Source organism: Amycolatopsis keratiniphila (genome assembly GCF_000400635.2).
GTDB classification, from domain to species: domain Bacteria; phylum Actinomycetota; class Actinomycetes; order Mycobacteriales; family Pseudonocardiaceae; genus Amycolatopsis; species Amycolatopsis keratiniphila.
On the sequence record NC_021252.1, the window covers coordinates 876,088 to 902,134 of the forward strand.

General features: G+C 67.9%; 24 protein-coding genes. 15 read left to right on the top strand and 9 right to left on the bottom strand.

Annotated features, from left to right (window positions below; translation table 11 throughout):
* Window positions 1–75 precede the first annotated feature (75 nt).
* From AORI_RS45300 to AORI_RS45320, 5 genes are read left to right on the top strand one after another with little or no spacing between them, the layout of a single operon-like run.
* Window positions 76–1,656, top strand: a complete 1,581-nt coding sequence (locus AORI_RS45300) for an ABC transporter ATP-binding protein (protein WP_016331261.1) — start codon at window positions 76–78, stop codon at window positions 1,654–1,656.
* A complete protein-coding gene (locus tag AORI_RS45305; RefSeq protein WP_016331262.1) occupies window positions 1,653–2,750 on the top strand; it encodes an ABC transporter permease in 1,098 nt (365 codons plus the stop codon). Before AORI_RS45300 ends, AORI_RS45305 begins: the two co-directional genes overlap by 4 nt.
* Complete coding sequence (locus AORI_RS45310; RefSeq protein WP_016331263.1) at window positions 2,747–4,021, top strand: ABC transporter permease; 1,275 nt, start codon at window positions 2,747–2,749, stop codon at window positions 4,019–4,021. The genes AORI_RS45305 and AORI_RS45310 overlap by 4 nt, the downstream gene beginning before the upstream one ends.
* Window position 4,022: 1 nt before the next feature.
* Window positions 4,023–4,412, top strand: a complete 390-nt coding sequence (locus AORI_RS45315; RefSeq protein WP_016331264.1) for a cytidine deaminase — start codon at window positions 4,023–4,025, stop codon at window positions 4,410–4,412.
* The gene (locus tag AORI_RS45320; protein ID WP_016331265.1) at window positions 4,409–5,692 is read left to right on the top strand and encodes a thymidine phosphorylase; all 1,284 of its coding nucleotides are present in this window, start codon (window positions 4,409–4,411) and stop codon (window positions 5,690–5,692) included. The genes AORI_RS45315 and AORI_RS45320 overlap by 4 nt, the downstream gene beginning before the upstream one ends.
* 306 nt (window positions 5,693–5,998) lie before the next feature.
* On the opposite strand, the gene AORI_RS45325 is transcribed toward AORI_RS45320, so the two are convergent.
* Window positions 5,999–7,087, bottom strand: a complete 1,089-nt coding sequence (locus AORI_RS45325) for a hypothetical protein (protein ID WP_016331266.1) — start codon at window positions 7,085–7,087, stop codon at window positions 5,999–6,001.
* Between the two features lie 209 nt (window positions 7,088–7,296).
* Between AORI_RS45325 and AORI_RS45330 the strand changes: the two genes are divergently transcribed.
* Window positions 7,297–8,397 (top strand): adenosine deaminase, encoded by a 1,101-nt coding sequence (locus tag AORI_RS45330; RefSeq protein ID WP_016331267.1) that lies wholly within the window; start codon window positions 7,297–7,299, stop codon window positions 8,395–8,397.
* 65 nt (window positions 8,398–8,462) lie between these two features.
* Window positions 8,463–9,668, top strand: coding sequence for an MFS transporter (locus AORI_RS45335; protein WP_016331268.1), 1,206 nt, complete (start codon window positions 8,463–8,465; stop codon window positions 9,666–9,668).
* 20 nt (window positions 9,669–9,688) lie between these two features.
* Here AORI_RS45335 and AORI_RS45340 read toward each other — a convergent pair whose 3' ends face one another.
* Window positions 9,689–10,933 (bottom strand): hypothetical protein, encoded by a 1,245-nt coding sequence (locus AORI_RS45340; RefSeq protein ID WP_016331269.1) that lies wholly within the window; start codon window positions 10,931–10,933, stop codon window positions 9,689–9,691.
* A 152-nt stretch (window positions 10,934–11,085) separates the two neighbouring features.
* Between AORI_RS45340 and AORI_RS45345 the strand changes: the two genes are divergently transcribed.
* Both AORI_RS45345 and AORI_RS45350 read left to right on the top strand, forming a co-directional pair.
* Window positions 11,086–13,590 (top strand): DEAD/DEAH box helicase, encoded by a 2,505-nt coding sequence (locus tag AORI_RS45345; protein ID WP_016331270.1) that lies wholly within the window; start codon window positions 11,086–11,088, stop codon window positions 13,588–13,590.
* Window positions 13,591–13,633: 43 nt separating this feature from the next.
* Window positions 13,634–14,020: a nuclear transport factor 2 family protein gene (locus AORI_RS45350; protein WP_016331271.1), complete on the top strand. Its 387-nt coding sequence runs from the start codon at window positions 13,634–13,636 to the stop codon at window positions 14,018–14,020.
* Here AORI_RS45350 and AORI_RS45355 read toward each other — a convergent pair.
* Window positions 13,993–14,628 (bottom strand): hypothetical protein, encoded by a 636-nt coding sequence (locus tag AORI_RS45355; protein ID WP_016331272.1) that lies wholly within the window; start codon window positions 14,626–14,628, stop codon window positions 13,993–13,995. The genes AORI_RS45350 and AORI_RS45355 overlap by 28 nt on opposite strands.
* Window positions 14,629–14,682: 54 nt before the next feature.
* A complete protein-coding gene (locus AORI_RS45360; protein ID WP_016331273.1) occupies window positions 14,683–15,273 on the bottom strand; it encodes an NADPH-dependent F420 reductase in 591 nt (196 codons plus the stop codon).
* Between the two features lie 76 nt (window positions 15,274–15,349).
* Between AORI_RS45360 and AORI_RS45365 the strand changes: the two genes are divergently transcribed.
* A complete protein-coding gene (locus AORI_RS45365) occupies window positions 15,350–15,709 on the top strand; it encodes a winged helix-turn-helix transcriptional regulator (protein WP_016331274.1) in 360 nt (119 codons plus the stop codon).
* Window positions 15,710–15,770: 61 nt separating this feature from the next.
* Here the strand turns inward: AORI_RS45365 and AORI_RS45370 are convergent, their stop codons facing one another.
* Entirely contained in the window at window positions 15,771–16,751 is a 981-nt protein-coding gene (locus AORI_RS45370) for a sugar-binding transcriptional regulator (RefSeq protein WP_016331275.1), read from the bottom strand.
* Between the two features lie 129 nt (window positions 16,752–16,880).
* Between AORI_RS45370 and AORI_RS45375 the strand changes: the two genes are divergently transcribed.
* The 4 genes from AORI_RS45375 to AORI_RS45390 are packed head-to-tail and all read left to right on the top strand — an operon-like array spanning window position 16,881 to window position 20,965.
* Complete coding sequence (locus tag AORI_RS45375) at window positions 16,881–17,885, top strand: zinc-dependent alcohol dehydrogenase family protein (RefSeq protein ID WP_016331276.1); 1,005 nt, start codon at window positions 16,881–16,883, stop codon at window positions 17,883–17,885.
* Entirely contained in the window at window positions 17,878–19,218 is a 1,341-nt protein-coding gene (locus tag AORI_RS45380; protein WP_016331277.1) for an ABC transporter substrate-binding protein, read from the top strand. The genes AORI_RS45375 and AORI_RS45380 overlap by 8 nt, the downstream gene beginning before the upstream one ends.
* On the top strand, window positions 19,218–20,153 hold the full coding sequence (locus AORI_RS45385) for a carbohydrate ABC transporter permease (protein ID WP_043847901.1): 936 nt from the start codon (window positions 19,218–19,220) through the stop codon (window positions 20,151–20,153). The genes AORI_RS45380 and AORI_RS45385 overlap by 1 nt, the downstream gene beginning before the upstream one ends.
* A complete protein-coding gene (locus tag AORI_RS45390; RefSeq protein WP_016331279.1) occupies window positions 20,150–20,965 on the top strand; it encodes a carbohydrate ABC transporter permease in 816 nt (271 codons plus the stop codon). Before AORI_RS45385 ends, AORI_RS45390 begins: the two co-directional genes overlap by 4 nt.
* A 399-nt stretch (window positions 20,966–21,364) precedes the next feature.
* On the opposite strand, the gene AORI_RS45395 is transcribed toward AORI_RS45390, so the two are convergent.
* Together AORI_RS45395 and AORI_RS45400 are read right to left on the bottom strand one after the other, a co-directional pair.
* Entirely contained in the window at window positions 21,365–21,559 is a 195-nt protein-coding gene (locus AORI_RS45395; RefSeq protein ID WP_016331280.1) for a ferredoxin, read from the bottom strand.
* Window positions 21,560–21,567: 8 nt separating this feature from the next.
* Window positions 21,568–22,782, bottom strand: coding sequence for a cytochrome P450 (locus AORI_RS45400; protein WP_016331281.1), 1,215 nt, complete (start codon window positions 22,780–22,782; stop codon window positions 21,568–21,570).
* Between the two features lie 214 nt (window positions 22,783–22,996).
* Here AORI_RS45400 and AORI_RS45405 point away from each other — a divergent pair, with 214 nt between their 5' ends.
* Window positions 22,997–23,635: a TetR/AcrR family transcriptional regulator gene (locus AORI_RS45405; RefSeq protein ID WP_016331282.1), complete on the top strand. Its 639-nt coding sequence runs from the start codon at window positions 22,997–22,999 to the stop codon at window positions 23,633–23,635.
* A gap of 116 nt (window positions 23,636–23,751) precedes the next feature.
* On the opposite strand, the gene AORI_RS45410 is transcribed toward AORI_RS45405, so the two are convergent.
* Window positions 23,752–24,618 (bottom strand): aldehyde dehydrogenase family protein, encoded by an 867-nt coding sequence (locus AORI_RS45410; RefSeq protein ID WP_016331283.1) that lies wholly within the window; start codon window positions 24,616–24,618, stop codon window positions 23,752–23,754.
* On the bottom strand, window positions 24,611–26,044 hold the full coding sequence (locus AORI_RS45415; RefSeq protein WP_016331284.1) for an aldehyde dehydrogenase family protein: 1,434 nt from the start codon (window positions 26,042–26,044) through the stop codon (window positions 24,611–24,613). The genes AORI_RS45410 and AORI_RS45415 overlap by 8 nt, the downstream gene beginning before the upstream one ends.
* Window positions 26,045–26,047: the final 3 nt, after the last annotated feature.

Sequence of the window (26,047 nt, forward strand, 5' to 3'; positions counted from 1 at the left end):
GACCAGGCAGTGGGGCTCGGGAGGGTAACCCCTTCCGAGCCCCAACCTGTTTACCCAGAACTGGATGGCTTTTCCATGAGCGCTCCCCAGGCCGAGGTCACCGACGCCCCCGACCGGGGTGAACCGGCCGTGCAGCTGACCGGGATCACGAAGCGATTCCCCGGTGTCGTGGCCAACTCCGACGTCAACCTCACCGTCACCAAGGGCGAGGTGCACGCCGTCTGCGGCGAGAACGGCGCGGGCAAATCGACCCTGATGAAGATCCTCTACGGCATGCAGCAGCCGGACGAGGGCGACATCGCGATCAACGGTCAGCCGGTGAAACTGCGCAACCCGCAGGACGCCATCAAGACCGGGATCGGGATGGTCCACCAGCACTTCATGCTGGCCGACAACCTGACCGTCGGGGAGAACGTCTTCCTCGGCGCGGAGAACCTGCACGGCATCGGCCGCGCGGCGAGGGCGAAGCTGGCGGAACTCGCCGAACGCGTCGGCCTGCGCGCCCGCCCGGACGCGCTGCTGGAAGAGCTCGGCGTCGCCGACCGCCAGCGCGTGGAGATCGTCAAGGTGCTCTACCGCGGCGCGCGGATCATCATCCTCGACGAGCCCACCGCGGTGCTCGTGCCGCAGGAGGTCGACGCGCTGTTCGAGACCGTCCGCGCCATGCAGAAGGACGGCTTCACCTTCATCTTCATCTCGCACAAGCTCGACGAGGTGCGCGCGATCGCCGACACGGTCACCGTGATCCGCCGCGGCACCACCGTCGGCACGGCCGATCCGAAGACGATCACCTCGCGGCAGCTGGCCGAAATGATGGTCGGCACGGAGCTGCCCAGCCCGGAGACCCGCGAGTCCACGGTGACCGACCGGAACGTCCTCCGCCTGGACGACGTCTGCCTGAGCGTCGAGGGTTCCGAGCGGAACGTGCTCGACCACATCTCCTTCACCGTGCACGCGGGCGAGGTGCTCGGGATCGCCGGCGTCGAGGGCAACGGCCAGACCGAACTCGTCGAGACGATCATGGGCATGCGCAAGGGCGGCGGCCGGATCGAACTGACCGAGACCGACGGCAAGGTCGTCGAACTGCACAAGCTGGGGACGCTCGCCCGCCGCGAGGCCGGGATCGGCTACATCGCCGAAGATCGCACGCGGCACAGCCTCCTGCTCACGCAACCCTTGTGGGTCAACCGGATCCTCGGCTACCAGACGCGCAAGCCGGTCGCGAAAGGACAGTTGCTCGACATCGACGGCGCGCGGGAGGACACCCGCCGCATCGTCGAGGAGTACGACGTCCGCACGCCGGGTATCGACGTCCCCGCCGCCGCGCTTTCGGGTGGTAACCAGCAGAAGCTGATCGTCGGGCGCGAACTTTCCGGCGACCCGGTCCTGCTGATCGCGTCGCATCCGACGCGCGGTGTCGACGTCGGCGCGCAGGCGTTGATCTGGGAGCAGATCCGTCAGGCGCGCGCGGCCGGGCTGGCCGTCCTGCTGATTTCGGCCGACCTCGACGAGCTGATCGGGCTGTCCGACACCATCCAGGTGATGCTTCGCGGACGGCTGGTCGGCGAGGCCGACCCCGCGACCGTGACCCCGCAGGAACTGGGCTCCGCGATGACGGGTGCTTCCGAAGACTCCGAAGAGGAAGGTGCAGCGTGAGTAGCTGGCGTACGAGGCTGCTGCCGCCTCTGCTCGCGATCGTTTTCGCGGTCATCCTGACGGCCATCGCGCTGATCATCTCGGGGGCGGATCCGCTCCAGGCCTACGGCACGATGATCGGCCAGCTCTTCAAGGGCTCGACGGCCGTCGACACGGTGAACCTCGCGACGGTCTACTACCTGTCCGGGCTCGCGGTGGCCATCGGCTTCCAGATGAACCTGTTCAACATCGGTGTCGAGGGTCAGTACCGGTTCGCCGCCATCGTCACCGCCATCATCGGCGGGGCGTTGCAACTGCCGCCCGTGATCCACGTGATCGCGATCCTGATCGTCGCGGTGCTCAGCGGCATGCTGTACGCGGCCATCCCGGCCGTGCTGAAGGTGACCCGCGGGGTTTCCGAGGTCATCTCGACGATCATGCTGAACGCGATCGTCGGCGGCATCGTGGCGTTCCTGGTCAACGCGGACCAGTTCGGCGTGCAGACCGGCAACAACATCGCCACCCGCGAGATCGCCGAGACCGGCCGGATCCCCGGTATCCCGATCGGGTCGGGCGAGCTGTTCGGCTTCGTGGTCATCGCGGCGCTGATCGGCGGGGCCTACTGGTTCATGCTCAACCGGACCCGGTTCGGCTTCGAGCTCAAGGCCTCCGGCGAATCGACGACGGCCGCCGCGGCTGGTGGTGTCAACGCCAAGAAGATGACGCTGATCGCGATGCTGCTTTCCGGTGGTGTCGCCGGCCTGGTCGCGATGCCGGAACTGCTCGGCCGCGACTTCAGCTACGGCATCACCTCGACCCAGATGTACGGCTTCACCGGTATCGCGGTCGCCCTGCTCGGGCGTAACCACCCGGCCGGGATCGCGCTGGGCGCTCTGCTGTGGGCGTTCCTCGACCGGTCCGCCGTTTCGCTGGAGCAGATCAACGTGTCCAAAGAGATCGCCACGATCATGCAGGGCGTGATCGTGCTGTCGGTCGTCATCGCGTACGAGATCGTGCGCCGCGCCGACCTGGCCGCCGAACAGCGTCGCGTGGGTCGCGCGCTGGCAGGCAACGGCCGCAAGGGTTCCAGCGTGTCCGAGGGAGGTGCGGTGTGACCACCGCGGACGTTCTTTCGCCCAACACCGGCGGGACCACCATGCCGGTGAAACCGCCGAAGCGGCGTATCCCCGGCTGGCTCAAGGGCGCCATCTGGGGTCTGCTGGCGGTCGGTGTGCTCGCGATCGCGTCGTACGCCACCGGCGTCAACACGCTGACCTCGACCAACACCGCGCACACCGCGTTGCGGCTGGCGCTGCCGATCCTGCTGTGCGCGCTCGGCGGTCTCTGGGCCGAACGCGCGGGCGTGATCAACATCGGCCTCGAAGGCATGATGATCCTTGGCACCTGGGGTGCCGCGTGGGGCGCGTACCACGGCGGGGTCTGGGCCGGGCTGATCGCGGCGGTCGTGTTCGGCGCGCTCGGCGGGCTGCTGCACGCCGTCGCGACGGTGACCTTCAACGTCAACCACATCGTCTCCGGTGTGGCGATCAACCTGCTCGGTCTCGGTGTCGCGAAGTACCTGGCGAACCTGGTGTTCACGCCGCTTTCGGGCAACCCGCGCCAGTCGCCGCCGGTGCCGAAGTTCGACACGTACTCGGCGACGTTCCTCTCGGACTGGTTGTCGGACCTGGAGAAGATGCAGCGCGTCTTCATCTCCGACCTCGCCGGCATCCTCAACGGCCTGATCACCGAGGTCGCGCCGCTGACGATGATCGCGATCGCGCTGGTGCCGATCAGCTACTTCGTGCTGTGGCGGACGCGGTTCGGCCTGCGGCTGCGGTCCTGCGGTGAGAACCCGGTCGCGGCCGAGTCCCTCGGCGTGAAGGTCTACCTGCACAAGTACGTCGCCATGATCATCTCCGGTGGGCTCGCCGGAATGGGTGGCGCGTCGCTCGTGCTGCTCGCCGGCGGTGCGGACTACCTGGAGAACCAGACCAACAACCGCGGGTACATCGGCCTCGCGGCGATGATCTTCGGCAACTGGCGGCCGGGCGGCCTGCTCGGCGGCGCGGCGCTGTTCGGCTACGCGGACGGTCTCCAGCTCGCCGGTGGCGGCACCGCGGTGCTCGCGCTGCTGTACGGCGCGGTGATCCTGCTCGCCGTGATCGTGGCGGTGCAGCTGTTCCGCCGTCAGTGGATCGCTTCCGCGCTCGGTGTCGTCGGCGCGGCCGCGCTGTACGCGATCTACTGGACCAACGACGACCTGCCCAGCGACCTCATCCCGTACACCGCGCACTTCGTGACGCTGATCGTGCTGGCGGTGGCTTCGCAGCGGCTGCGGCCGCCCAAGGCGATCGGCGCCACCTATCGGCGAGGTGAGGACTGACATGGCGGAGTACGACTGGGAAGCCTTGCGGGCTCAGGCCATCGAGGCGGCGAAGTCGGCGTACGCGCCGTACTCGGGCCTGCACGTCGGTGTCGCCGCGGTGGTGGACGACGGCCGGATCGTCGTCGGCTGCAACGTCGAGAACGCCTCGTACGGCTTGGGAATGTGCGCGGAATGCACGATGGCGGGGCAGCTGCGGCTGACCGGCGGCGGCAAGCTCGTCGCCGTCGCGTGCCGCAGCGGTGAAGGGGCTCTGCTGATGCCGTGCGGGCGCTGTCGTCAGATCCTGTTCGAGCACGGCGGTTCCGACTGCCTGGTGGACACCCCGAGCGGCATCCTGCCGATGTCGGCGGTGCTGCCGGACGCGTTCGGGCCGGACGACCTGCCGTGAGCGGGTTCGCCGCCGTCGACGTCATCCGCGCGAAGCGGGACGGTGGACGGCTCACCGACGAGCAGATCGACTGGACCATCGACGCGTACACGCGCGGCGACATCGCCGAGGAGCAGATGGCCGCGCTCGCGATGGCCATCTTCCTGCGGGGCATGGACTCCGGGGAGATCGCGCGCTGGACCGGCGCGATGATCTCGTCGGGGGAGCGGCTGGACCTGAAGGTCAGCCGTCCGACGATCGACAAGCATTCGACGGGCGGGGTCGGCGACAAGATCACGCTCCCGCTGGCGCCGCTCGTCGCGGCTTGTGGCGCGGCCGTGCCGCAGCTGTCCGGGCGCGGGCTCGGGCACACTGGCGGGACGCTGGACAAACTGGAGTCGATCCCCGGCTGGCGTGCCTCTTTGTCGACATCGGAGATCGTCCGGCAGCTCGACGAGGTCGGCGCGGTGGTCTGTGCGGCGACTTCCGGGCTGGCTCCGGCGGACAAGAAGCTGTACGCGTTGCGGGACGTGACTTCGACGGTGGAGTCGATTCCGCTGATCGCGAGCTCGATCATGAGCAAGAAGATCGCCGAGGGCTCGGCCGGGCTGGTGCTCGACGTGAAGACGGGTTCGGGCGCGTTCATGAAGACGTTGCCGCAGGCCCGTGAACTCGCGCGGACGCTGGTGGAGATCGGGACCGCGCACGGTGTCGCGACGACGGCGCTGATCACGGACATGAACGTGCCGTTGGGCCACGCGGTCGGCAACGCGATCGAGGTCGCGGAGTCGGTCGAGGTGCTGCGGGGCGGCGGTCCTTCCGACGTCGTCGAGCTGACCGTGGCGTTGGCGCGGGAGATGCTGGCGCTGGCCGGATTGTCCGATGTGGACCCGGCTGAGGTGCTGGCTTCCGGCCGGGCTTACGAGACGTGGTGCCGGATGATCGCCGCTCAGGGCGGGGATCCGGAGGCCGCTTTGCCGCGGCCTCGCCATGTGCACGTGGTTCCGGCGCCCGCCGATGGGGTTTTGTCGCGTTTGGACGCTTATGCGGTCGGGGTCGCCGCTTGGCGGCTCGGGGCCGGGCGGGCGCGCAAGGAGGATCCGGTGCAGGCCGCCGCGGGTGTCCTGTGCCTGGCGAAGCCGGGCGACACCGTGTCGGCCGGGGAGCCGCTGCTGGAGCTGCACACCGATACGCCGGAGGCTGTTCCTTCGGCTCTCGCTGCGCTCGAAGACGCCTACGCGGTCGGCTCCGCTGGGCCTTCGGCCTCCGCTCCGCTCGTCCTGGAGACCGTGCGCCCCTGACCTGCGTTTAGCGGGCTAAACGCGATCCGGTGGTCGCCCTGCTCGCGACCCTCTGTGCACTGAAGGTCCCCTTTGAGACGCTCAACGTCCCAAAGGGGGCCTTCGCGCGTCCGCGCCCCGGCACCCCCCGCATTTCGTCCTCTGGATGCGGTAGTTGCACGCGCAAGTACCGCATCCAGAGGACGAAACGCGGGGAAGCGGATCGCGTTTAGCCCGCTAAACGCAGGTCGTGGCCCGAGAAAGCGTGAAGGCCCCCGTCCCAGGCGAAGCCGTGGGAAGGGGGCCTTCACGCGTCAAGCGAGGGCGTCAGTCCGAGGACTCGTCGCCGCCGTCGGCCTTCGCCTTGGCGTCGGCCGCCTTCGGCGCCCTGCCGTTGCGAGAGCTGCGACGCGGCTGACGCGGGGCGGGCGGCGGCGGGGAGATCTGCTGCACGGCCGGTCCACCGCCGAGCATCAGCTCCGCGAAGGTCGCCATGGCCTCGTCCAGCTGGCCGCCGATACGGCGCACGGACTCGTCGTTGCTCTTGCGCACCAGCGAGTCGACCGAGTCGGTGTCCGGCTGCTTCTGCAGCGTGCTCTCGACCTTCGACAGGCCGGAGCGGATCGAGCCGTCGAGGTCGCCGAGGCGCCCGGTGAAGCCGTCCTCGACCTTGTCGAGCCGCTCCGCCAGGTCGTCGAGCCGCGAGGTGACCTTCTCCAGGCGGTCGCCGAGGCCGTCGAGCCGCTCCGAGGCGTCGATCATCTCGCCGGTCTCGGTCAGCGCGGTCTTGAGCGCCTCGGTGTTCGCGGTGAGGCTTTCCTTGGTCGCCTTGTCGAGGTTCTCGACGCGGGTGCGCAGCTCGCGGTCGACGGTGTCGACGCGGTCCCGCAGGGTGGACTCGGCCTGCTCGACGCGCTCGCGCACCGGGCCGATCACCGACTGCGGCAGCGTGTCGGTCTTCACGTCCTGCTTGTCGAGGTGCGCGCCGAGCTCGTCGAGACGGCGGTGGATGTTCTGGAGCTTGTCCTCGAGCCCGTCCATCCGGCCCCCGACGCCTTCCAGACGCGCGGCCATGCCGTCGAGGCGGCCGTCGAGCTGAGCGAACGGCTTGGCCAGCTTGTCGACGATGCTTTCGACGGCGCGGGTCAGCGCGGCGATCGCGGTGTCCTGCGCTTCGAGCCGCGACATGGTCTCGTCGAGCCGCTCGGCGAGCACGCTGGTCTCGGTGCGGTCGGGCATCTCGGAGAGCCGCTTGCGCACCGCGCCGAGCGAGTCGACCGGGGCCAGACGTGCGTAGATGTCGTCCAGCGCGTCGAAGATCTGCTGCTGTTCGCTCTCACGCACTTCGGCCGCGCGCACCAGCATGTTGCGCATCCGGTCGAAGGACGGGGCTGCAATGTGGTTGTCAGTGGTCACTGCGGTGTCCTTCGTGGGCGGGGAAATGGGAGGGACGTGACGTGAAGCTTATCCATTGCGGAATTGCTCTGCGTATGGCCCCCGGGTATCGGACAATGCCGAGCTCTGCCCTGATGGCCGATTCAGCCGGTGATCCACAAAGCCGAGGGTTAAGTCAAGCATGAGACTTACAGCCATGTAGGGGAATGACAGGCTGGTTACCGTTACGTATGTCCTCTGAAAGCAGCAGTTCCCGCATCCCGGAGGCGGTACTGGCCCGCGCTCCCAAGGTTCTCCTCCACGACCACCTGGACGGCGGATTGCGTGCCGCCACCGTCGCCGAACTCGCCGAACAGACCGGCTACGAGGCCTTGCCGGCCACGGATCCCGTGGAACTCGGCCGCTGGTTCCGCGACGCCGCCGATTCCGGCTCCCTCGTCTCGTACCTTGAGACGTTCGCGCATACCTGCGGCGTCATGCAGACCGAGGAAGCGCTGGTCAGAGTGGCCGCCGAGGCGGTTGAAGACCTGGCGGCCGACGGCGTCGTCTACGCCGAGGTGCGTTACGCCCCAGAACTCTTCGTCGAACGCGGACTGTCACTCGATGCGGTGGTCGAGGCGATTCAGGCCGGGTTCGCCGAAGGTGAACGGAGAGTGGCGGACGGCGGCGGCCGGATCCGCGTCGGGACGTTGCTCTGCGCGATGCGCCAGCACGCCAGGGCGCTGGAGATCGCCGGGCTGGCCGTGCGCTACCGCGACGCCGGCGTGGTCGGGTTCGACATCGCCGGACCGGAAGACGGATTCCCGCCTACCAGAAATCTCGACGCATTCGAGTTTCTGCGGACGAATAATGCGCATTTCACCATTCATGCCGGGGAGGCGTTCGGCCTCGCGTCCATTTGGGAGGCGATTCAGCATTGCGGGGCCGAGCGGCTTGGCCACGGCGTGCGCATCGTCGACGACATCAAGACCGACAGTGACGGCACGGTCCATTTGGGACGGTTGGCCGCCTACGTCCGCGACCGGCGGATCCCGCTCGAGATCTGCCCCACGTCCAATGTCCAGACGGGAGCGGCGCGCTCGATCGCCGAGCATCCGATCGGCCTGCTCGCCAGGCTGCGGTTCCGGGTCACCGTCAACACCGACAACCGGCTGATGAGCGGCTGCTCGATGACCAGCGAATTCGCGGCGCTGAGCGAAGCGTTCGGCTTCGGGTTGGCCGATCTCGAGTGGTTCACGATCAATGCGATGAAATCCGCCTTCCTCGATTTCGACCAGCGGCTCGACATCATCAACACGGTCATCAAGCCCGGCTACGCGGCCTTGCGTTAGTTAGCAGCGACAACTATCGTTCACTATATAGGAGTGCTATCCCAAATAGTGGAACGGTGGCGAAAATGACGCAGGTCGCGGACGTGAGGATCGGCGGCAAACGACGCTGGCTCATCCTCGCGCTCGGCCTCGCCGCGCAGACCGCGAGCTGTTCCTTCCTCTACGGGCTCCCGTTCCTGGTGCCGTCGATGCAGCGTGCGGAGGGTCTCACGCTCGCCGAGGCGGGAACCGTGGTCGCGGCGCCGAGTCTTGGCCTGCTGTTCACCTTGATCCTGTGGGGCGCGGCCGCGGACCGTTACGGAGAGCGTTTGGTAATGGCCATCGGGCTCGGCGTATCGGGGTTACTCCTCGTGTACGCGGCCGCCGGTGACCACTCGCTCGGGATCCTCTTTGGGGTGTTCTTGCTCGCCGGCGCGAGCACCGCGTCAGTGAACGCCGCGAGCGGCCGGGCCGTCCTGGGCTGGTTCGGCCCGGCCGAGCGCGGCTTCGCGATGGGCATCCGCCAGATGGCGCAGCCGCTCGGGGTGGGCGTCGCCGCCTTCGGACTCCCGCCGCTCGCGGACCGCTGGGGTTTCCAGGTTTCGCTCCTGCTGCCCGCGCTGACCGCGATCGGTGTCGCGCTGCTGGTCGCCTGGCTCCTGATCGACCCACCGCGTCCGGAATCCGGGACGACGGGGGAGAAGCCACCGTCGCCGTACCGGAGGCCGGCGTTGTGGCGGGTCCATGGCGCGAGCGCGCTGCTCGTCGTCCCGCAGTTCACGGTCTCCGCGTTCACCCCCGTGTACCTGGTGACCATGCACGGCTGGACGGCGGCGTCCGCGGGCTGGTTCGTCGGCGCCGTCCAGATCCTCGGCGCGCTGGGCAGGCTGGTGTCGGGCTACTGGTCCGATCGCGTCGGCAGCAGGCTGCGGCCGATGCGGCAGCTGGCGATCGCGAGCGGCGCGGTGATGCTGCTGGTCGCGCTCGGCGACGCGACATGGCCGTGGCTGGTGCTGCTCGCGCTCGTCCTGGCCGCGGTGATCACCGTGTCGGACAACGGACTCGGGTTCACCGCGTCGGCGGAGATGGCCGGGCTCGCGTGGGCGGGGCGGGCGATGGGCACGCAGAACACCGGCCAGAACATCGCCGCGGCGCTGACGCCGCCGATGCTGGGCCTCGTGATCGGTGATTCGCGGTACGCGCTGGCGTTCTGCGTGGCCGCGATCTTCCCGGCGCTGGCCGTCGCCCTGGTGCCCGTCAAAGACGAAAAGGGCCCCTCAGGACGAACCTGAGGGGCCCTTTCCGGGGTGGATCAGAGAACCGTGAGCCGGTTCTCGAAGGTCTCGACGAGCTTGCGCCACTCGGACTGCTCGGCGTCGAACGGAGCGCTCGGCTCCAGCCGCGACGGGTCCGGCCGCAGCACGAACGACACCAGCCAGCCGAGGCTTTCGTTGGCGGCCAGCGCGGTTTCGACGCTGTCGTCCTCGGCCCACTCGGCGGCGTCGGTGATCAGCTCGACGGCCAGCTCCAGCTGGGTCGGGTCGATCGACTCCGGGCCTTCGGCGATGTCGTCGGCGATCCCGTTCAGCACGTAGGTGTTCTCGGTGTCGACCTCGATCTCGAGCTCGCCCGCGGTGGCCTTCGTGGTCACCTCGTCCCAAGTGGACACTCCGGCGAGGTCGTTGCCCGCCAGCTCCTTGCCGTCCGCGATCGCGCGGATGAGGGCCTTCTCGGAGGTGAAGACGTCGATCTCGCCTTCGCTGCCGAGGAAGATCGGCTTGTCGTCGAGGTAGCAGCGCAGCGTGTAGTACTCGGCGCCGGAGGTGATGATCTTGATCGGGTCGATGCCGACCTCGCCCCAGAAGCCGACGGGCTCGTCGTCTTCCTCGTCTTCGTCGTCCGAGTCGTCGATGAGGTCCGCGTCGACGGCGGCCGCTTCGGCCTCGGCGGACTCCGCGAGGAAGGTCGCGAGCTCCTCCGCCGTCTGCTCCAGCACCTTCTCGTCGACGTCGGGGACGGTCACCAGGCCGTCGATCGCGTCGAGGACGGTGTCCCACTTCTCCGAGACCGCCTGCGACAGGTCCGCCCAGAGGCGCTCGCCGTCGCGGCCGGAGAAGGGCAGCGTGCCCTGGTCGAGCAGCGAGAAGCTCTCGTGCGCGTCGAGGACTTCGTGGACCTCTTCGAGCTCGCACACGTCCGCGAGCGAACGCACGATGCCGATGATCTCGGCCAGCTCGCCGAGCGTCCACTGGTCCGGCTTCTCGGCCACCAGCTCGGGGACGCCCACCAGGTCGTAGGTGTGGTCGTCGTCCGGGATGAGCTCGGGCACGTTCAGCGCCGGGACGACCTCCCACGCGGGGTGGTCGAGCAGGTCGTGCTGCTCGGAGGTCCGCACGAAGGCGGCGAGATGCGCGGCGTCCGGGAAGGCGTACAGGTCTTCCTCGTCGCCGAGGAAGGCTTCCCATTCCTCGCCGTCTTCCCGCCAGCGCGGCGCCCAGAGGGTGACGACGTCACCCTGTGGCAGGCCGAGTTCGATCGGGATGATGTCCTGTGCCATTCCTTTAGCCCTCTCGGATTACCGCCTGTGTGCGCGCGGCCGGTCGATGGTGCCGGAAGGTGCGCGGTACCGCGAAGCCTACGGGTTTCCGCCGATGGGCGCGATCACCCCTGGGCAAGAAGCGACCAACGGATGGCACGATAGGTCCTCTGATGACACTTACAGACCTCCTGCCTGCGGATCCCGACCCCGACTCGCTGTTCGAAGCCTTCTCCACCTGGACGGCCGAGCGCGGGTTGGAGCTGTACCCCGCGCAGGAAGAGGCCATCATCGAGGTGGTCTCCGGCGCGAACCTCATCCTGTCGACCCCGACGGGCTCGGGGAAGAGCCTGGTCGCCGTCGGGGCGCACTTCACCGCGCTCGCGCACGGCCGCCGCAGCTTCTACACCGCTCCCATCAAGGCGCTCGTCTCGGAGAAGTTCTTCCAGCTCATCGAGATCTTCGGCGCGGACAACGTGGGCATGATGACCGGCGACTCGGCGGTCAACGCCGACGCGCCGATCATCTGCTGCACGGCGGAAATCCTGGCGAACATGGCGTTGCGGTTCGGTGCCGACGCGCCGGTCGGCCAGGTCATCGCGGACGAGTTCCACTTCTACTCGGAGCCGGATCGCGGCTGGGCCTGGCAGGTGCCGCTGCTGGAACTGCCGAAGGCACAGTTCGTGCTCATGTCGGCCACGCTGGGCGACGTCTCGTTCTTCGAAAAGGACCTCACCCGCCGCACCGGCCGTCCGACGGCCGTGGTCACCTCGGCGGAGCGGCCGGTGCCGCTCACCTTCCGCTACGCGCTGACGCCGTTGCACGAGACGATGTCCGAGCTGCTCAACGGCGGGCAGTCGCCGGTCTACGTCGTGCACTTCTCGCAGGCCGCGGCGATCGAGCGCGCGCAGACGCTGATGAGCATCAACGTCACTTCGAAGGCGGAGAAAGAGGCCATCGCCGAGATGCTCGGCGACTTCCGCTTCTCGGCCGGGTTCGGTAAGACGCTGTCGAGGCTGGTCCGGCACGGGATCGGCGTGCACCACGCCGGCATGCTGCCGAAGTACCGGCGCCTGGTCGAGCAGCTGGCGCAGGCCGGGCTGCTGAAGGTGATCTGCGGGACCGACACGCTCGGCGTCGGCATCAACGTACCGATCCGCACAGTGGTCTTTTCAGCGTTGACGAAGTACGACGGTGTGCGGCAACGGCATCTCAAGGCGCGCGAGTTCCACCAGATCGCCGGCCGCGCGGGCCGGGCCGGGTACGACACCGACGGCTACGTCGTCGTGCAGGCGCCGGACCACGTCGTCGAAAACGCCAAGGCGCTGGAGAAGGCGGGCGACGATCCCAAGAAGAAAAAGAAGATCGTCCGGAAGAAGGCGCCCGAGGGGTTCGTCAACTGGACGGAGAGCACCTTCGACCGGCTGATCGCGGCCGAGCCGGAGCCGCTGACGTCGAGTTTCCACGTCAGCCACTCGATGCTGCTGAACGTGATCTCCCGGCCGGGCAACGCGTTCGACTCGATGCGGCATCTGCTGGAGGACAACCACTCCGACCGTCCCGCCCAGCGGAAACTGATCCTGCGCGCGATCGCGATCTACCGCGCGCTGCTCGCGGCCGGTGTCGTGGAACGGCTCGACGAACCCGACGAGCAGGGTCGCATCGTCCGGCTGACCGTGGACCTGCAGTTCGATTTCGCGCTGAACCAGCCGCTTTCGCCGTTCGCGCTGGCGGCGATCGAACTCCTCGACGTCGAGTCGCCCTCGTATCCGCTCGACGTCGTGTCCATTGTGGAATCCACTGTGGACAATCCGCGTCCGGTGCTGTCTCAGCAGCAGTTCAAGGCGCGTGGCGAGGCCGTGCAGGCGATGAAGGCCGAGGGCATCGAGTACGACGAGCGGATGGAGCTGCTCGAAAACGTCACGTACCCGAAGCCGCTGGAAGAGCTGCTGGAGGCGGCGTATTCCCGCTACCGGCAAGGACATCCGTGGGTCGAGGACTACGAGCTCAAGCCGAAGTCCGTCGTGCGCGACATGTACGAGCGCGCGATGAACTTCGTGGAGTACATCGGTTTCTACCAGCTGGCCCGCTCGGAAGGGCTGGTGCTGCGGTACCTCACCGACACCTACGACTCGCTGCGGCACACGGTGCCCGACGAGGCCAAGAACGAGGGGTTGCAGGACCTCATCGAATGGCTCGGCGAACTCGTGCGCCAGGTCGACTCCAGCCTCCTGGACGAATGGGAAGCCTTGCGGCATCCTGAAGAGGAGGGTCCGGTTTCGACGCGGCCGCCGTCCGAGCCGCCCGCGGTCACGCGGAACGAGCGGGCGTTCCGGGTGCTCGTGCGCAACGAGCTGTTCCGCCGGGTGGAGCTGGCTTCGCGGCGTGCCTACGACGCGCTCGGCGAGCTGGACGCCGCGTCGGGCTGGGACGCGGACGCGTGGGAAGACGCCATCGAGGACTACTACGACGAGCACGAAACGCTCGGCATCGGCCCGGACGCGCGCGGGCCGAAGCTGCTGATCATCGAGCAGGAGAAGGAGATCTGGCGGGTGCGGCAGATCTTCGACGATCCGGCGGGCGACCACGACTGGGGCATCGGCGCGGAGGTCGATCTGGCGGCTTCGGACGAGGCGGGCTCGGCGGTCATCCGGATCACGGCGGTGGACCGGCTCTGACGCCTGGCGCGTTCCTGGGCAGGACAGTGAATGGGAGCGGGGTATGACCGACGACGTGGCCGGCCGAGTGATCGAGGCCGAGCAGGAGCGGATCCGCTGTCTCCTCGACGTGGATCGCGGCACCTACGACCGCTTGCACGCCGAGGAGTACCGGTTGTGCAACCCGACCGGCACCGTGTGGACGAAGGCCGAATACCTGGATCTCCTCACCACCGGGCGGGTCGCCTACCGGAAGCTGGAGCTGAACGGCGACATGGACGCCATCGCCGGCACCGACGTCGTCGTCCTCCGCTACCGGTGCTTCATCGAGCTCACCGTCGACGGCGCGGACATCCCGCGGCACGAGGCCTGGCACACCGACGTCTACACCGATGACGGCGGCACCTGGCGTTGTGTCTGGTCTCAGGCCACCGGCGTCATGGACGCCTGACCCAGCTCTCGCCGGCGGCGGACCAGCTGAACGATCAGCACCGCCAGCGAGAGCACGGGCAGCGGATAGCCCACGAGCAGCCCCACCGTGATGTCGGTGAGCGGCGCGAAGACCGCGGCGGCGAACACCCACGTCGGCGCGGTCGGCGGCTTCACGCCGGAGCGGACCTTGCCCCACGGTTTCGCCACCGAAAGCCACGCCTGGAACGCCAACGCGCTCGCCATCAGCGCGGTCCCGGCGACCAACGGCACCGGCGGCGGGTCACCGCCCACGGAATCCCGCAAAGCCCCCGACAGCAGGAAGATCCCGGCGTAGAGCTGGACGAGCGTGATGGCGAACTTCGCCAGCACCCACCAGTGCCGGGTGAACCCCCAGGCCGTCGCGGCGGCGAGCATGAAGCCGGTGAAGGCCGACGCGTTGGCCAGCGGCGCCAGCAGGAACGTGTCGATCTCGTGCGCCATCGACGTCGCCGCCACGCGAATCTCACGGTCGTCGCTGGTGCGGCCGATCACCAGCAAGGTGAACAACGCCAGGGCTTGTCCCATCCAGCCCACCGACGTGACGATGTGCAGCCACACGGTCAGCTGTCGCCAGGTCTTCGTCCGCATGGCGCACAGGGTCGCGTCACCACCCGGCCCGGCACATCGGGGACGACCCTGAAATCAGGCCGGAAGGGGCGGGAAGCAGGCCTGGGCGTCGTGGCCGTCGAACCAGAGACCGACCATGAACGCCATGGTCGCCTCCATGAGCCCTGCCCGATCGAGCCCGCCGGCGTTCAGTGGCGTGCAGCCGAGGTCGCGGACCAGCGCGCTCACCACCTCGACGGCCTCCGGTGCACCACAGAGCGGCACCGCGAGCGGGCGGCCGCCGAACATCGGCGGGGTCATCCGCCAGACGTCCACGTGGCACAGGTTGAACGCCTTGACCACGTGCGCGCCGGGTGCGGCGGCGGCGATCCGGGCGGCCTGGTCGGGGACCGTGAGCACGGCGCCGGGACCGACCGCGTTCGTGCAGTCGACGAGCACCTTCCCGTCGAGATTCCCCGCCGCGGCAAGGACTTCCAGTACCGAAGCGGCGGGGAGGGCGAGCAGGATCACGTCGCTCGCGCGGGCGGTCTCCGCCCAGGTTCCGACCCGTGCGGAGATCTTGGCGGCCTTGGCCTGATCGCGCGCCGCGACCATCACGTCGTGCCCGGACCACTGGCCGCCGAGCGCCTCCGCCATCCCGCCCGCCCCGAAAATACCGATACGCATTTGCTGCTCCCTAAGATCGAGTGACCACACCGACCGTAGAAAGCCGCGCGGGTACCGAATGGTTACCGGAGGTCCGATGAACGACGTCTTCCTCGCCGATTGCCGTGCCCGGCTGGCCTTCGACCTGATGGCGAACACGTGGAACCCCGTCGTGCTGTGGGCACTGCGTGATGGACCGCAGCGCCCGGCCGAACTACGGCGGCGGCTGGGCGGGATCAGCACGAAGGTGCTCACGGAGACGGTCCGGCGGCTGGAGTCCAACGGTCTCGTCCACCGGCGCGACTGCGGGCGGACGGCGAAGGTCGAGTACTCGCTGACGGATCTCGGGACCACGTTGCTGGCGCCCATCGAGGCCTTCGGGGAGTGGGCGTTCCGTCATGGCGACGAGGTGATGGCGGCGCAGGACGAGGCGGCCCGGTTTCGCGATCTCGCGTGATTGAAGGCGGAACTCGCGTGATTGGGGAGCGATCACGCGTGATTGGGCGGACGACACGGGGTCAAGGGAGCGGGCGGGCCTCGGCCAGGCGGAGCAGCGGGACGGCCGCGGCGGCGTCGGTGATCAGGGTCGAGACCATGCCGGAGCGCAGGACGGCGTCTATCGCTTCGGCTTTCGGCTCTGTGTAGCCCAGCGCGATCACTTCGGGGACGGCAAGGAGTTCCTCGGCGCTGATGGCCAGGACGTGGTGGGCCAGGCCGGTGGACATCGGGTTGCCGTCGGCGTCGAACAGGCGCGCCGAGACCTCGGCCTTGGCGCCGCGTTTCGCGATCGCGCTCCGTTCGGCCTCGTCGAGCGCGTCGTACACCGTCGACTCTTCGGGTTTCCACGCGCCGATGCTGACGACGGCCTTGGTCAGGTTCTTGAACTGCCCGAAGGTCTCCGCGATCCCCGGCTGCCTGCGCAGTGTTTCGGTAGTGCGGCGGTCGGGGAGGACGAGCGGGCCGAAGATCGGGTACGAAGCGCCGCCGGACACCGACGCGACCCGGCTGACCGTCTCCACCGACCGGTCGCGCATGTCCATCCCCGCCTGCACGCCGCACAGTTGCACGATCGGGCATTTCGGCAGGGACTCGATCGCGTCGGTCATCGCGTTCACCGAACGTGCCCACGACAGGCCGAGGACGTCGCCGGGAGTGACGATTTCGGTCAGGAGGCGGGCGGCGAGCGCGCCGATCTTGCGCCGGGCCACCTCGCGGGATTCCGGTTCCGGTGCTCGTTCGAGCACCAAGACCCGGTCCAGCCGGTACGCGGCACGGATCTCCTCGGACAGTACGAGATCGACCGGCGCGGGCAGGTGGAACTCGACCTTGACGATGCCGCTTTCCCTGGCCGTGTCCAGCATTCGCGCGACCTTGAACCGGCTGATCCCGAACTCTTCGGCGATCTCGAGTTTCGAGGCGCCCTGTTCGTAGAAGCGCCGGGCCACCGCGGCCAGGCGCAGCGACTCCACCAGGCCGGGACCCTGTTTCTTCGCGCTCATATGAGCACTATAACGCGAAATCAACCCGAAAGGTTGACGTAACACCAGGGAAAAGTTCACCATGCCTGGACATGCAGTCCGAAGCATAAGACCAGCCCGCTCATATGAGCGGAGAGAAGAGGAGCTGGCATGCGTGCCGCGATCGTGGACAAGCCCGGGGAGATCAGGGTCGGCGAGGTACCCGACCCGAAACCGGGGGATCGCCAGGTCGTCGTCAAGGTGGGTGCCTGCGGGATCTGCGGGACCGACCTCCACATCGCCGACGGGCATTTCCCGCCGACGCCCTATCCGATCGTCCCCGGCCACGAATTCGCGGGCGAGATCGTCGAACTCGGCGCGGACGTGCCGGGCGGCTGGAAGATCGGCGACCGGGTGGCCGTCGACCCGTCACTGTTCTGCGGCTACTGCAAGCCTTGCCGGTCCGGCCGCGGCAACCTCTGCGAGAACTGGAACGCGACCGGCGACACCGTGAACGGCGCTTTCGCCGAGTACGTCGCCGTTCCCTCCGCGAACTGCTACCGCATGCCGGACACGATGACCTGGGAACAGGGTGCCCTCGTCGAGCCGGTCTCCTGCGCGGTCCACGGCGTGCGCCGGATCGGCGTCGAGGCGGGGGAGCGGTTCCTCGTCGTCGGCGCGGGCACGATGGGGTTGATCATGCAGCAGTTGCTGCAGCGCGCGGGCGCCCACGTCACGGTGGTCGACCGCAACACCTCCCGGCTCGGCCGCGCCATGGACCTCGGCGCGGCCGCGGTCGCGGGTGACGTGAAGGACCTGGACGACGAGAAGTTCGACGCCGCCGCGGACTGCACCGGCGCCGCGCCCGCCATCGAAGCCGCTTTCGACTCGCTTCAGCGCGGAGGCCGCCTGCTGGTCTTCGGCGTCGCGCCCGCCGAAGCACGCGTCGCGCTTTCGCCGTTCCGGATCTACAACGACGAGATCACCGTCGTCGGCTCGATGGCCGTCATGAACAGCTTCGGTACCGCGCTCGACTTGGTCGCCGACGGCGCGGTCGACACCGCCGCGCTGCTCACCGACACCCTGCCGCTGGAGCAGTACCCCGACGCTCTCGCCCTCATGCGCAGCGGCGCCGGCTTGAAGGTGCAGGTCATACCGGGAGGCGAAAGTGCGTAAAGCGGCCGCTCTGCTCGCGGTACTCCTGCTGACCCTCACCGGATGCGCCGGGGCGGGCGCGCTCGGGACCGGCGACCGGACGCTCGTCGTCGCGATCGTCGCGAACCCGCAGATGAAGGACGCCATCGAGCTTTCCGGCGAGTTCGAGAAGGCGAATCCCGGCGTCAGCCTCAAATTCGTATCGCTGCCGGAGAACCAGGCCCGCGCGAAGATCACCGCGTCGACGGCCACCGAAGGCGGCGAGTTCGACGTCGTCATGATCAGCAACTACGAGGCGCCGCAGTGGGCGGCGAACGGCTGGCTCGAAGACCTCGGTCCGCATATCGCGGCGAATCCGTCCTACGACGCGGACGACTTCATCCCGAGTATCAAGGAATCCCTGTCGCACAACGGGTCCATGTACGCGGTGCCGTTCTACGGCGAGTCGTCGTTCCTGGCCTACCGGAAGGATCTGTTCGAGCAGGCCGGGATCACCATGCCCGCCAAACCGACGTGGACCCAGATCGCCGAGTACGCCGCGAAACTCGACGACAAGGCCAAGGGCATCGCCGGGATCTGCCTGCGCGGCAAGCCTGGCTGGGGTGAGAGTCTCGCGCCGTTCACCACGGTCGCCAACACCTTCGGCGCGCAGTGGTTCGACAAGGACTGGAACGCGAAACTGACCAGCCCCGAGTTCAAGGCCGCTGCCGAGTTCTACGTGAACCTCGTGCGGAACCACGGCGAGGTCGGGGCGTCGAGCGCGGGCTTCTCCGAATGCGGCACGCGGTACACCCAGGGTCAGGCCGCCATGTGGTACGACGCCACGGTCATGGCGGGGACGAACGAGGACCCGTCGGCCAGCAAGGTCGTCGGGAAGTCCGGCTACGCGCCGGCGCCGGTGGAGAAGACGCAGTCCAGCGGCTGGCTTTACACGTGGGCTTTGGCGATCCCCAAGGTCGCCAAGGACAAGGACATTGCCTTCAAGTTCATGTCCTGGATGACCGACAAGGCGTACGTGCAGCGGGTCGCCCAGGAGTTCGGCGATTGGAACCGCGTCCCGCCGGGTGTGCGGAAGTCGACCTACGACATCCCGCAGTACCGCGAGGCCGCCAAGGCCTACGCGCAGCCGACGCTGGACGGCATCGCGGACGCCGACCAGCGCAAGGCGATGGCGAATCCGGTGCCCTATCCCGGGATCCAGTTCGTCGGCATCCCCGAGTTCCAGGACCTCGGCACTCGGGTGAGCCAGCAGCTCTCGGCGGCGATCGCGGGCCAGATCACCGTGGACGAAGCGCTCGAACAGTCGCAGGAGTACGCGCAGACCGTCGGCAAGTCGTATCAGGAGGTGCAGTGATGGCCACGATCTCCGCTCCTGCTCGCCCAGAGCCCGCCCACGCGAAGAAGGCGGCTCCGAAGCGTGGCACCGATACGCCGTTCAAACGACGGCTGCCGCTGCTGCCCGCGCTGCTGTTCGTCGTCGCCGTGACGCAGTTGCCGTTCGTGCTGACGGTGTTCTACTCGTTCCAGTCGTGGAACCTGGTGCGGCCGGGTTCGCGGCATTTCGTCGGGCTGCGGAACTACATCGACGTCTTCGCCGACTCGACGTTCCTCGGGGCGCTGCTGAACACCGTGGTCCTCACGGTGGTGTGCGTGTTCTTCTCGCTGCTGCTCGGCCTGGGGCTGGCGATCCTGCTGGACCGGAAGTTCCTCGGCCGCGGCGTGGTCCGGACCCTGCTGATCACGCCGTTCCTCATCCTGCCCGCGGCGGGCGCGCTGCTGTGGAAGACGACGATGTTCGACCCGACGTACGGGTTGCTGCACTTCGTGTTCGGCACCGACGTCGACTGGCTCTCGGAGTTCCCGCTGGCCGCCGTGATGGCGCAGGTCGTCTGGCAGTGGACGCCGTTCATGATGCTGCTGATCCTGGCCGGGCTCCAAAGCCAGCCGAAGGACGTGCTGGAGGCCGCTTCGGTCGACGGCGCCGGCCGCTGGCGGACGTTCACCGCGATCACACTGCCGCATCTGAGCCGGTTCCTGCAGCTGGCGACGCTGCTGGGCGCGATCTACATCGTCAACAGCTTCGACGCGATCTTCCTGATGACCCAAGGCGGCCCGGGGACGGCCAGCACGAACCTGCCGTTCTACATCTACCAGCGGGCGTTCCAAGGTTTCGACATCGGGCAGTCGTCCGCGATGGGCGTGATCGTCGTGATCCTGACGATGATCGTCGCGACCTTCGCGCTGCGGCTGATGTTCCGCACGTTCTCGGTACAGGGAGGCGGGAAATGAAAAGCCGTTTCTGCCCCGGCGCGCTGACGGTCGCGACCTGGGTGCTCGCGATCCTGTTCGTGTTCCCGCTGCTCTGGATGATCCTCACGGCCTTCAAGCAGGAGGCCGACGCCTACACCGACCCGCCTCGGCTGCTGTTCACCCCGACGCTCGACCAGTTCGCTGGCGTACTCGAACGCGGATTCCTGCCGTACCTGTCGAATTCGGCGTTCGTGACCGTGGTTTCGACGCTTTTCGTGCTGCTGCTGGGAATCCCGGCGGCGTACGCGCTCTCGCTGGCGCCGGTGAAGGGGACGAGCAACGCGCTCGGCTTCTTCCTGTCGACGAAGATGCTGCCGATCGTGGCGGCGATCATCCCGCTTTACGTGATCTCGCAGAACACCCAGCTGCTGGACAACGTGTGGGCGCTGATCATCCTGTACACCTCGATGAACCTGCCGCTGGCCATCTGGATGATGCGGTCGTTCTTCCTGGAGGTGCCGCACGAGATGATCGAGGCGGGCCGGATCGACGGGGCGACGCTGCCGATCCTGCTGCGGAAGATCATCATGCCGGTGGTCGCGCCCGGGGTGGCCGCGACCGCGCTGATCTGCGTGATCTTCTCGTGGACCGAGTTCTTCTATTCGGTCAACCTCACCGCCGCGCGCGCCGGGACGGTGCCGGTGTTCCTGGTCGGCTTCATCACCAGCGAGGGCCTGTACTGGGCGCAGCTTTCGGCCGCCGCGCTGCTCGCTTCGCTACCGGTGATGATCGTCGGCTGGATCGCGCAGAACCACCTGGTACGGGGGCTTTCGATGGGCGCGGTCAAGTAGGGCCTGGGTCGGGGTGGTCGTGAGTGGCGTTTCGGGTTAGAACGAAGGTTGCCTTAAGTACCTACTGATTTGGCTGTGGCTGATCACGGGTCGGGTCCGTGAAGGCCTCCTTGCCTACCCTGAAGGTAGTGAAGGAGGCCTTCACTACCTTCAGAGATCGCCACCGGCAGCTCACCTGCACCAGCAACCACAGCAATCACCACGGCGGCGCGTGAAGGGCCCCTTCACTCGGCTCAGCCGAGGAAACTCGACCTTCACACCTTCCCATGTACATGAAAGCCCCCTTCCTTGCGCCAGGCGCAAGGAAGGGGGCCTTCATGTACTTCAGGGACCCAAGCCGGGTGGTCGTGAGTGGCGTTTCGGGTTAGAACCCGAAACGCCACTCACGAGCCCCACGCCTCACGCGAGCGAAAGGGCCTGACCCGGGCAGATGTGCACGGCGGTGCGCGCGTTCTCCTGCGCCTCTTCGCCTTCGGGCTCGGCGTTCAGCAGGAGGACCGTTCCGTCGTCCTCGCTCTGGTCGAACAGATCGGGATCGGTGAGCACGCACTGGCCCGCACCGACACATTTCCCGGTGTCCGCGATGATCTTCATGGCTCCTCCTACCAGGTGACCGGCAGGGCGTGGAGGCCGTAGATCGTCGAATCGTGCTTGAACGGCAGTTCGTCGACCGGTACGGCGATCCGGATGCCCGGCACTCGCCGGAACAACGTATCGAACACGATCTGGAGTTCCAACCTCGCCAAGTTCTGGCCGAGGCATTGGTGCACACCGAATCCGAAGGCGACGTGGTGCCGCGCGCCGCGTTCGATGTCGAAGGCGTCCGGGTTCTCGAAGCCTTCCGGATCGTGGTTGCCCGCGTTGCTCAGGCCGACGACGCCTTCACCCGCGCGGATGAGCGTGCCGCCGATCTCGACGTCCGCCGTGGCGAAGCGTGAGGTCGCCGTCTCCGCGATGGTGAAGACCCGCAGGAGCTCCTCGATCGCGGCGAGGGTCTTGCCCGGATCGGCCTTGATCTTCGCCAGCTGGTCGGGGTTCTCCAGCAGGGTCGCCGTGCCGAGCGAGATCATGTTCGCCGTCGTCTCGTGTCCCGCGATGAGCAGCAGGAACGCCAGCCCGACGAGTTCGCCGTGGTCGGCTTCGCCCGTTTCGCGCTGCTTCAGGATCTGGCGGCCGAGGAGGTCGTCCTCGGTGGCGTTCGCCTCCTTCTTCGTGACGAGTTCGTCGAGATAGTTCTCGAGCGACTCGAACGCGGTCATCCGTTCTTCGGCGGTGACTTCCCGGCTGAGCATCCGGGAACTGCAGGACTGGAAGAACTCGTGGTCCGAATAGGGGACACCGAGCAGTTCGCAGATCACCAAGGACGGAACCGGCAGGGAAAGCGCCTGGACGAGATCGGCGGGTTTGGGGCCGGCGAGCATGGCGTCGATATGCTCGTCGACGATCTGCTGAATACGCGGCTGAAGCGCTTTCATGCGCTTGACGGTGAATTCCCCGACGACGTCACGCCTGGCCTTGCTGTGTTCCGGCGGGTCCATCGCGATGAGGGACGGGCGGAACGGCTTGTCCTCGCGCCGGATCTGCCGGGCCACCATCAGCGGGAACGACGGACTCTGCCGGTCGGAGCTGAAATGCGGACTGCTCAGCATTTCGCGGATGTCCTCGAGCCGGGTGAGCGCCCAAGCGGTTTGACCGGACGGGAGACCGACCCGGGAAACCGGACTTTCCCGGCGAAGCCGCTCGTATTCGGGCGGCGGTGAAAACGGGCATTTGCGGGCCAGCGGCAAGGTCGCGGTGGTTTCCTCGACGTCGGTCATCGGAGTGTCCTCCCCAGATGTCGGGTGGGTTCGGGCGGAATCGGACAGGGGCCCCAAAAACATATGCGGATGGATTCATTCCGCTTATGTCACCAAGGTACTCAAGTGGAGGGAGGTCGTCCACTCGCGAAGGGGTGGTTTCCCGGGAGGCGTGAAGGGCACGCCCTTACGTGCGAGAATCACGGCCCTGAAGGACCTTCGAGAGGCGAGGACCATGACAGCCGACCCCGAGACCCGCTTGCGCGCCGACGCGCGCCGGAACCGGGATCAGATCCTGGCCGCCGCGAGAGTCATCTTCGCCGCCCAGGGCGCCGAGGTCCCGATGGAGGAGATCGCGCGCTCGGCCGGCGTCGGAGTCGGCACCCTTTACCGGCGCTTCCCGGACCGGGACGCGTTGATCCGGGCGGTCGCCGTCGACAACTTCGACCGGGTTCTCAGGGACGCGAAGGCCGCGAAGGACCAGGAGTCTTCGGACTGGGAGGCCCTGATCCGGCTCCTGCATCAGTCGATGGAGTTGCAGCTGAGCATTCAGCTCGCGATGGTGTCGCCGCGGGCGCTGGCGATCCTGAAGAGCGACCCCGCGATCAAGGCCCTGCGTGACGAGTTGCTCCTGGTTATGGACTCTTTCGTCCAGGGCGCGCAGGCGGAGGGCAGGCTCCGGACGGACGTCGCCACGGGTGACGTCGCGATCCTGTTCGCGACGCTGCTGCGGCAGATGCCAGGCAAGGGCGAAGAGGTCGCGCGGATGGCGACGCGGCGGTGCATCGGGATCATGATCGACGGTTTGCGGGCCGAGGGCTCGAACGGGCCGCTGCCGGGCCGGGCGCTGACCGGGGCCGATCTCGACCCGTGAGTTCCTGAAGTCCCGGATGTCAGGAAAGGGTCGTTCAGGACATGAAACGTCCTGAACGACCCTTTCCTGACATTTGCCCGCGCGGTCAGGTGTCCAACTGCGGAAAACGGGCCGGCTCAGACACCCAGCGGGTGCCAGACGGTCTTCGCCTCCAGGTATCGCCGCAGCCGCGCGATGTCGGCGTCGGCGGTCCAGTCCGGCTCGGCGTCCGGGACGGTCAGGACCCGCTTAACGGTGCCCGCCGCCTCACGCGCCAGATCCGCCCGCGCGGACGGCTCCGCGCCGGTCGGGTCGAGGGCGTTGACGTCACCGTGCGACGCGAGCCACGGGCCGAGCTCCGACGCGCGGCCGGTCAGGATGTTCGCGACGCCGCCAGGCAGGTCGGAGGTCGCCAGGACCTCCGAAAGCGTGATCGCGGGCAGCGGCCGGTCCGCGCTGGAGACGACGACCGCGGTCGAGCCGGTCGCCAGCACCGGCGCCAGCACGCTCACCAGGCCCAGCAACGACGACCGCTGCGGCGCGAGCACGCCCACGACGCCGGTCGGTTCCGGGACCGTGAAGGAGAAGTACGGGCCCGCGACGGGGTTGGCCGCGCCGAGCACGGTCGCGATCTTGTCCGTCCAGCCCGCGTACCAGACCCAGCGGTCGATCGAAGCGTCCACAGTGGACTGAGCCTTCTTGGTCGCGACGCCTTCGGACGCGGAGACTTCCGCGACGAACTGCTCGCGGCGACCTTCCAGCATCTCCGCCACCCTGTACAGCACCTGGCCGCGGTTGTACGCGGTCGCCGCCGACCAGCCGCCGAAAGCCTTGCGGGCGGCGGAAACCGCGTCACGGACGTCCTTGCGCGACGCGTGCGAGGCGTTCGCCAGGAACTTGCCCTTGGTGTCGGTGACCGGATACACCCGGCCCGACTCCGAACGCGGGAACTTGCCGCCGATGTAGAGCTTGTAGGTCTTCGCCACCGAAATACGGTCAGACATCGAGGTAGGCCTCCAGTCCGGTGCGTCCGCCTTCGCGGCCGAAACCCGACTCCTGGTAGCCGCCGAACGGCGCGGCGGGATCGAAGCGGTTGAACGTGTTGGCCCAGACGACACCGGCGCGGAGCTGGTTCGCCATCCAGAGGATGCGCGAGCCCTTTTCGGTCCAGATTCCGGCGGAGAGCCCGTACGGCGTGTTGTTCGCCTTGGTGACGGCCTCGTCCGGCGTGCGGAAGGTCAGCACCGAAAGCACCGGGCCGAAGATCTCCTCGCGGGCGATGCGCATCGACTGCTGGACGTCGGAGAACACCGTGGGAGCGAAGAAGAAACCGCGCTCCGGCACCGGGCACGGGCTGGTCCAGCGCTGCGCGCCCTCGGCGTCGCCGGACTCCACGAGGCCCTTGATCTTCGCGAGCTGCTCGGCGGAGTTGATCGCGCCGATGTCGGTGTTCTTGTCCAGCGGGTCGCCCAGCCGCAGCGTCGAGACGCGGTAGCGCAGCTTTTCGAGCAGCTCGCCGGCGATGGACTCCTGCACCAGCAGCCGCGAGCCCGCGCAGCAGACGTGGCCCTGGTTGAAGAAGATCCCGTTGACGATCCCCTCGACGGCCTGATCCAGCGGAGCGTCATCGAAGACGACGTTCGCGGCCTTGCCGCCCAGCTCCAGCGTCAGCTTCTTCGCGGTACCCGCGATCTGGCGCTGGATGGCCTTGCCGACCTCGGTCGATCCGGTGAAGGCGACCTTGTTCACGTCGCCGTGGCCCACCAGCGCGGCGCCGATGTCCCCGGCGCCGGGCAGGATGTTGACCACGCCGGGCGGGAGTTCGGCCTGCTGGCAGATCTCCGCGAACACGAGCGCGGTCAGCGGCGTGGTCTCCGCGGGCTTGAGCACCACCGTGTTGCCGGTGGCCAGCGCGGGCGCGATCTTCCACGCCAGCATCAGCAGCGGGAAGTTCCACGGGATGACCTGGCCCGCGACGCCGAGCGGCTTCGGGTTCGGGCCGTAGCCCGCGTAATCGAGCTTGTCGGCCCAGCCCGCGTGGTAGAAGAAGTGCGCGGCGGCCGTCGGCACGTCGGAATCCCGCGATTCCTTGATCGGCTTGCCGTTGTCGAGACTTTCCAGCACGGCCAGCTCCCGCGACCGCTCCTGGATCAGGCGCGCGATGCGGAAGAGGTACTTGGCGCGTTCGGAGCCCGGCATCTTGGACCAGACGTTGTTGTACGCCTTGCGAGCCGCCTTGACCGCGGTGTCCACATCGGACACCGACGCGGTGCCGACCTCGGCGAGCACCTCTTCGGTGGCCGGGTTGATCGTCTTGAGCGGCTCACCCGAGCCGTCGACGAATTCGCCGTTCACGAACGGCCGGTAATGCGACTTGAGGTTCGCGAGGTCGCGCGATTCGGGCGCGGGCGCGTACTCGAAGATGCCCATGGA

What these genes read in the sequence shown, in the direction of transcription:
- AORI_RS45390 (WP_016331279.1), top strand. Translation starts at nt 20,150, where the DNA reads ATGAAAAGCCGTTTCTGCCCCGGCGCGCTGACGGTCGCGACCTGGGTG.
- AORI_RS45400 (WP_016331281.1), bottom strand. Translation starts at nt 22,782, where the DNA reads ATGACCGACGTCGAGGAAACCACCGCGACCTTGCCGCTGGCCCGCAAA.
- AORI_RS45355 (WP_016331272.1), bottom strand. Translation starts at nt 14,628, where the DNA reads ATGCGGACGAAGACCTGGCGACAGCTGACCGTGTGGCTGCACATCGTC.
- AORI_RS45335 (WP_016331268.1), top strand. Translation starts at nt 8,463, where the DNA reads ATGACGCAGGTCGCGGACGTGAGGATCGGCGGCAAACGACGCTGGCTC.
- AORI_RS45370 (WP_016331275.1), bottom strand. Translation starts at nt 16,751, where the DNA reads ATGAGCGCGAAGAAACAGGGTCCCGGCCTGGTGGAGTCGCTGCGCCTG.
- AORI_RS45330 (WP_016331267.1), top strand. Translation starts at nt 7,297, where the DNA reads ATGTCCTCTGAAAGCAGCAGTTCCCGCATCCCGGAGGCGGTACTGGCC.
- AORI_RS45345 (WP_016331270.1), top strand. Translation starts at nt 11,086, where the DNA reads ATGACACTTACAGACCTCCTGCCTGCGGATCCCGACCCCGACTCGCTG.
- AORI_RS45395 (WP_016331280.1), bottom strand. Translation starts at nt 21,559, where the DNA reads ATGAAGATCATCGCGGACACCGGGAAATGTGTCGGTGCGGGCCAGTGC.
- AORI_RS45375 (WP_016331276.1), top strand. Translation starts at nt 16,881, where the DNA reads ATGCGTGCCGCGATCGTGGACAAGCCCGGGGAGATCAGGGTCGGCGAG.
- AORI_RS45410 (WP_016331283.1), bottom strand. Translation starts at nt 24,618, where the DNA reads ATGTCTGACCGTATTTCGGTGGCGAAGACCTACAAGCTCTACATCGGC.
- AORI_RS45350 (WP_016331271.1), top strand. Translation starts at nt 13,634, where the DNA reads ATGACCGACGACGTGGCCGGCCGAGTGATCGAGGCCGAGCAGGAGCGG.
- AORI_RS45315 (WP_016331264.1), top strand. Translation starts at nt 4,023, where the DNA reads ATGGCGGAGTACGACTGGGAAGCCTTGCGGGCTCAGGCCATCGAGGCG.
- AORI_RS45405 (WP_016331282.1), top strand. Translation starts at nt 22,997, where the DNA reads ATGACAGCCGACCCCGAGACCCGCTTGCGCGCCGACGCGCGCCGGAAC.
- AORI_RS45385 (WP_043847901.1), top strand. Translation starts at nt 19,218, where the DNA reads ATGGCCACGATCTCCGCTCCTGCTCGCCCAGAGCCCGCCCACGCGAAG.
- AORI_RS45300 (WP_016331261.1), top strand. Translation starts at nt 76, where the DNA reads ATGAGCGCTCCCCAGGCCGAGGTCACCGACGCCCCCGACCGGGGTGAA.
- AORI_RS45365 (WP_016331274.1), top strand. Translation starts at nt 15,350, where the DNA reads ATGAACGACGTCTTCCTCGCCGATTGCCGTGCCCGGCTGGCCTTCGAC.
- AORI_RS45340 (WP_016331269.1), bottom strand. Translation starts at nt 10,933, where the DNA reads ATGGCACAGGACATCATCCCGATCGAACTCGGCCTGCCACAGGGTGAC.
- AORI_RS45415 (WP_016331284.1), bottom strand. Translation starts at nt 26,044, where the DNA reads ATGGGCATCTTCGAGTACGCGCCCGCGCCCGAATCGCGCGACCTCGCG.
- AORI_RS45360 (WP_016331273.1), bottom strand. Translation starts at nt 15,273, where the DNA reads ATGCGTATCGGTATTTTCGGGGCGGGCGGGATGGCGGAGGCGCTCGGC.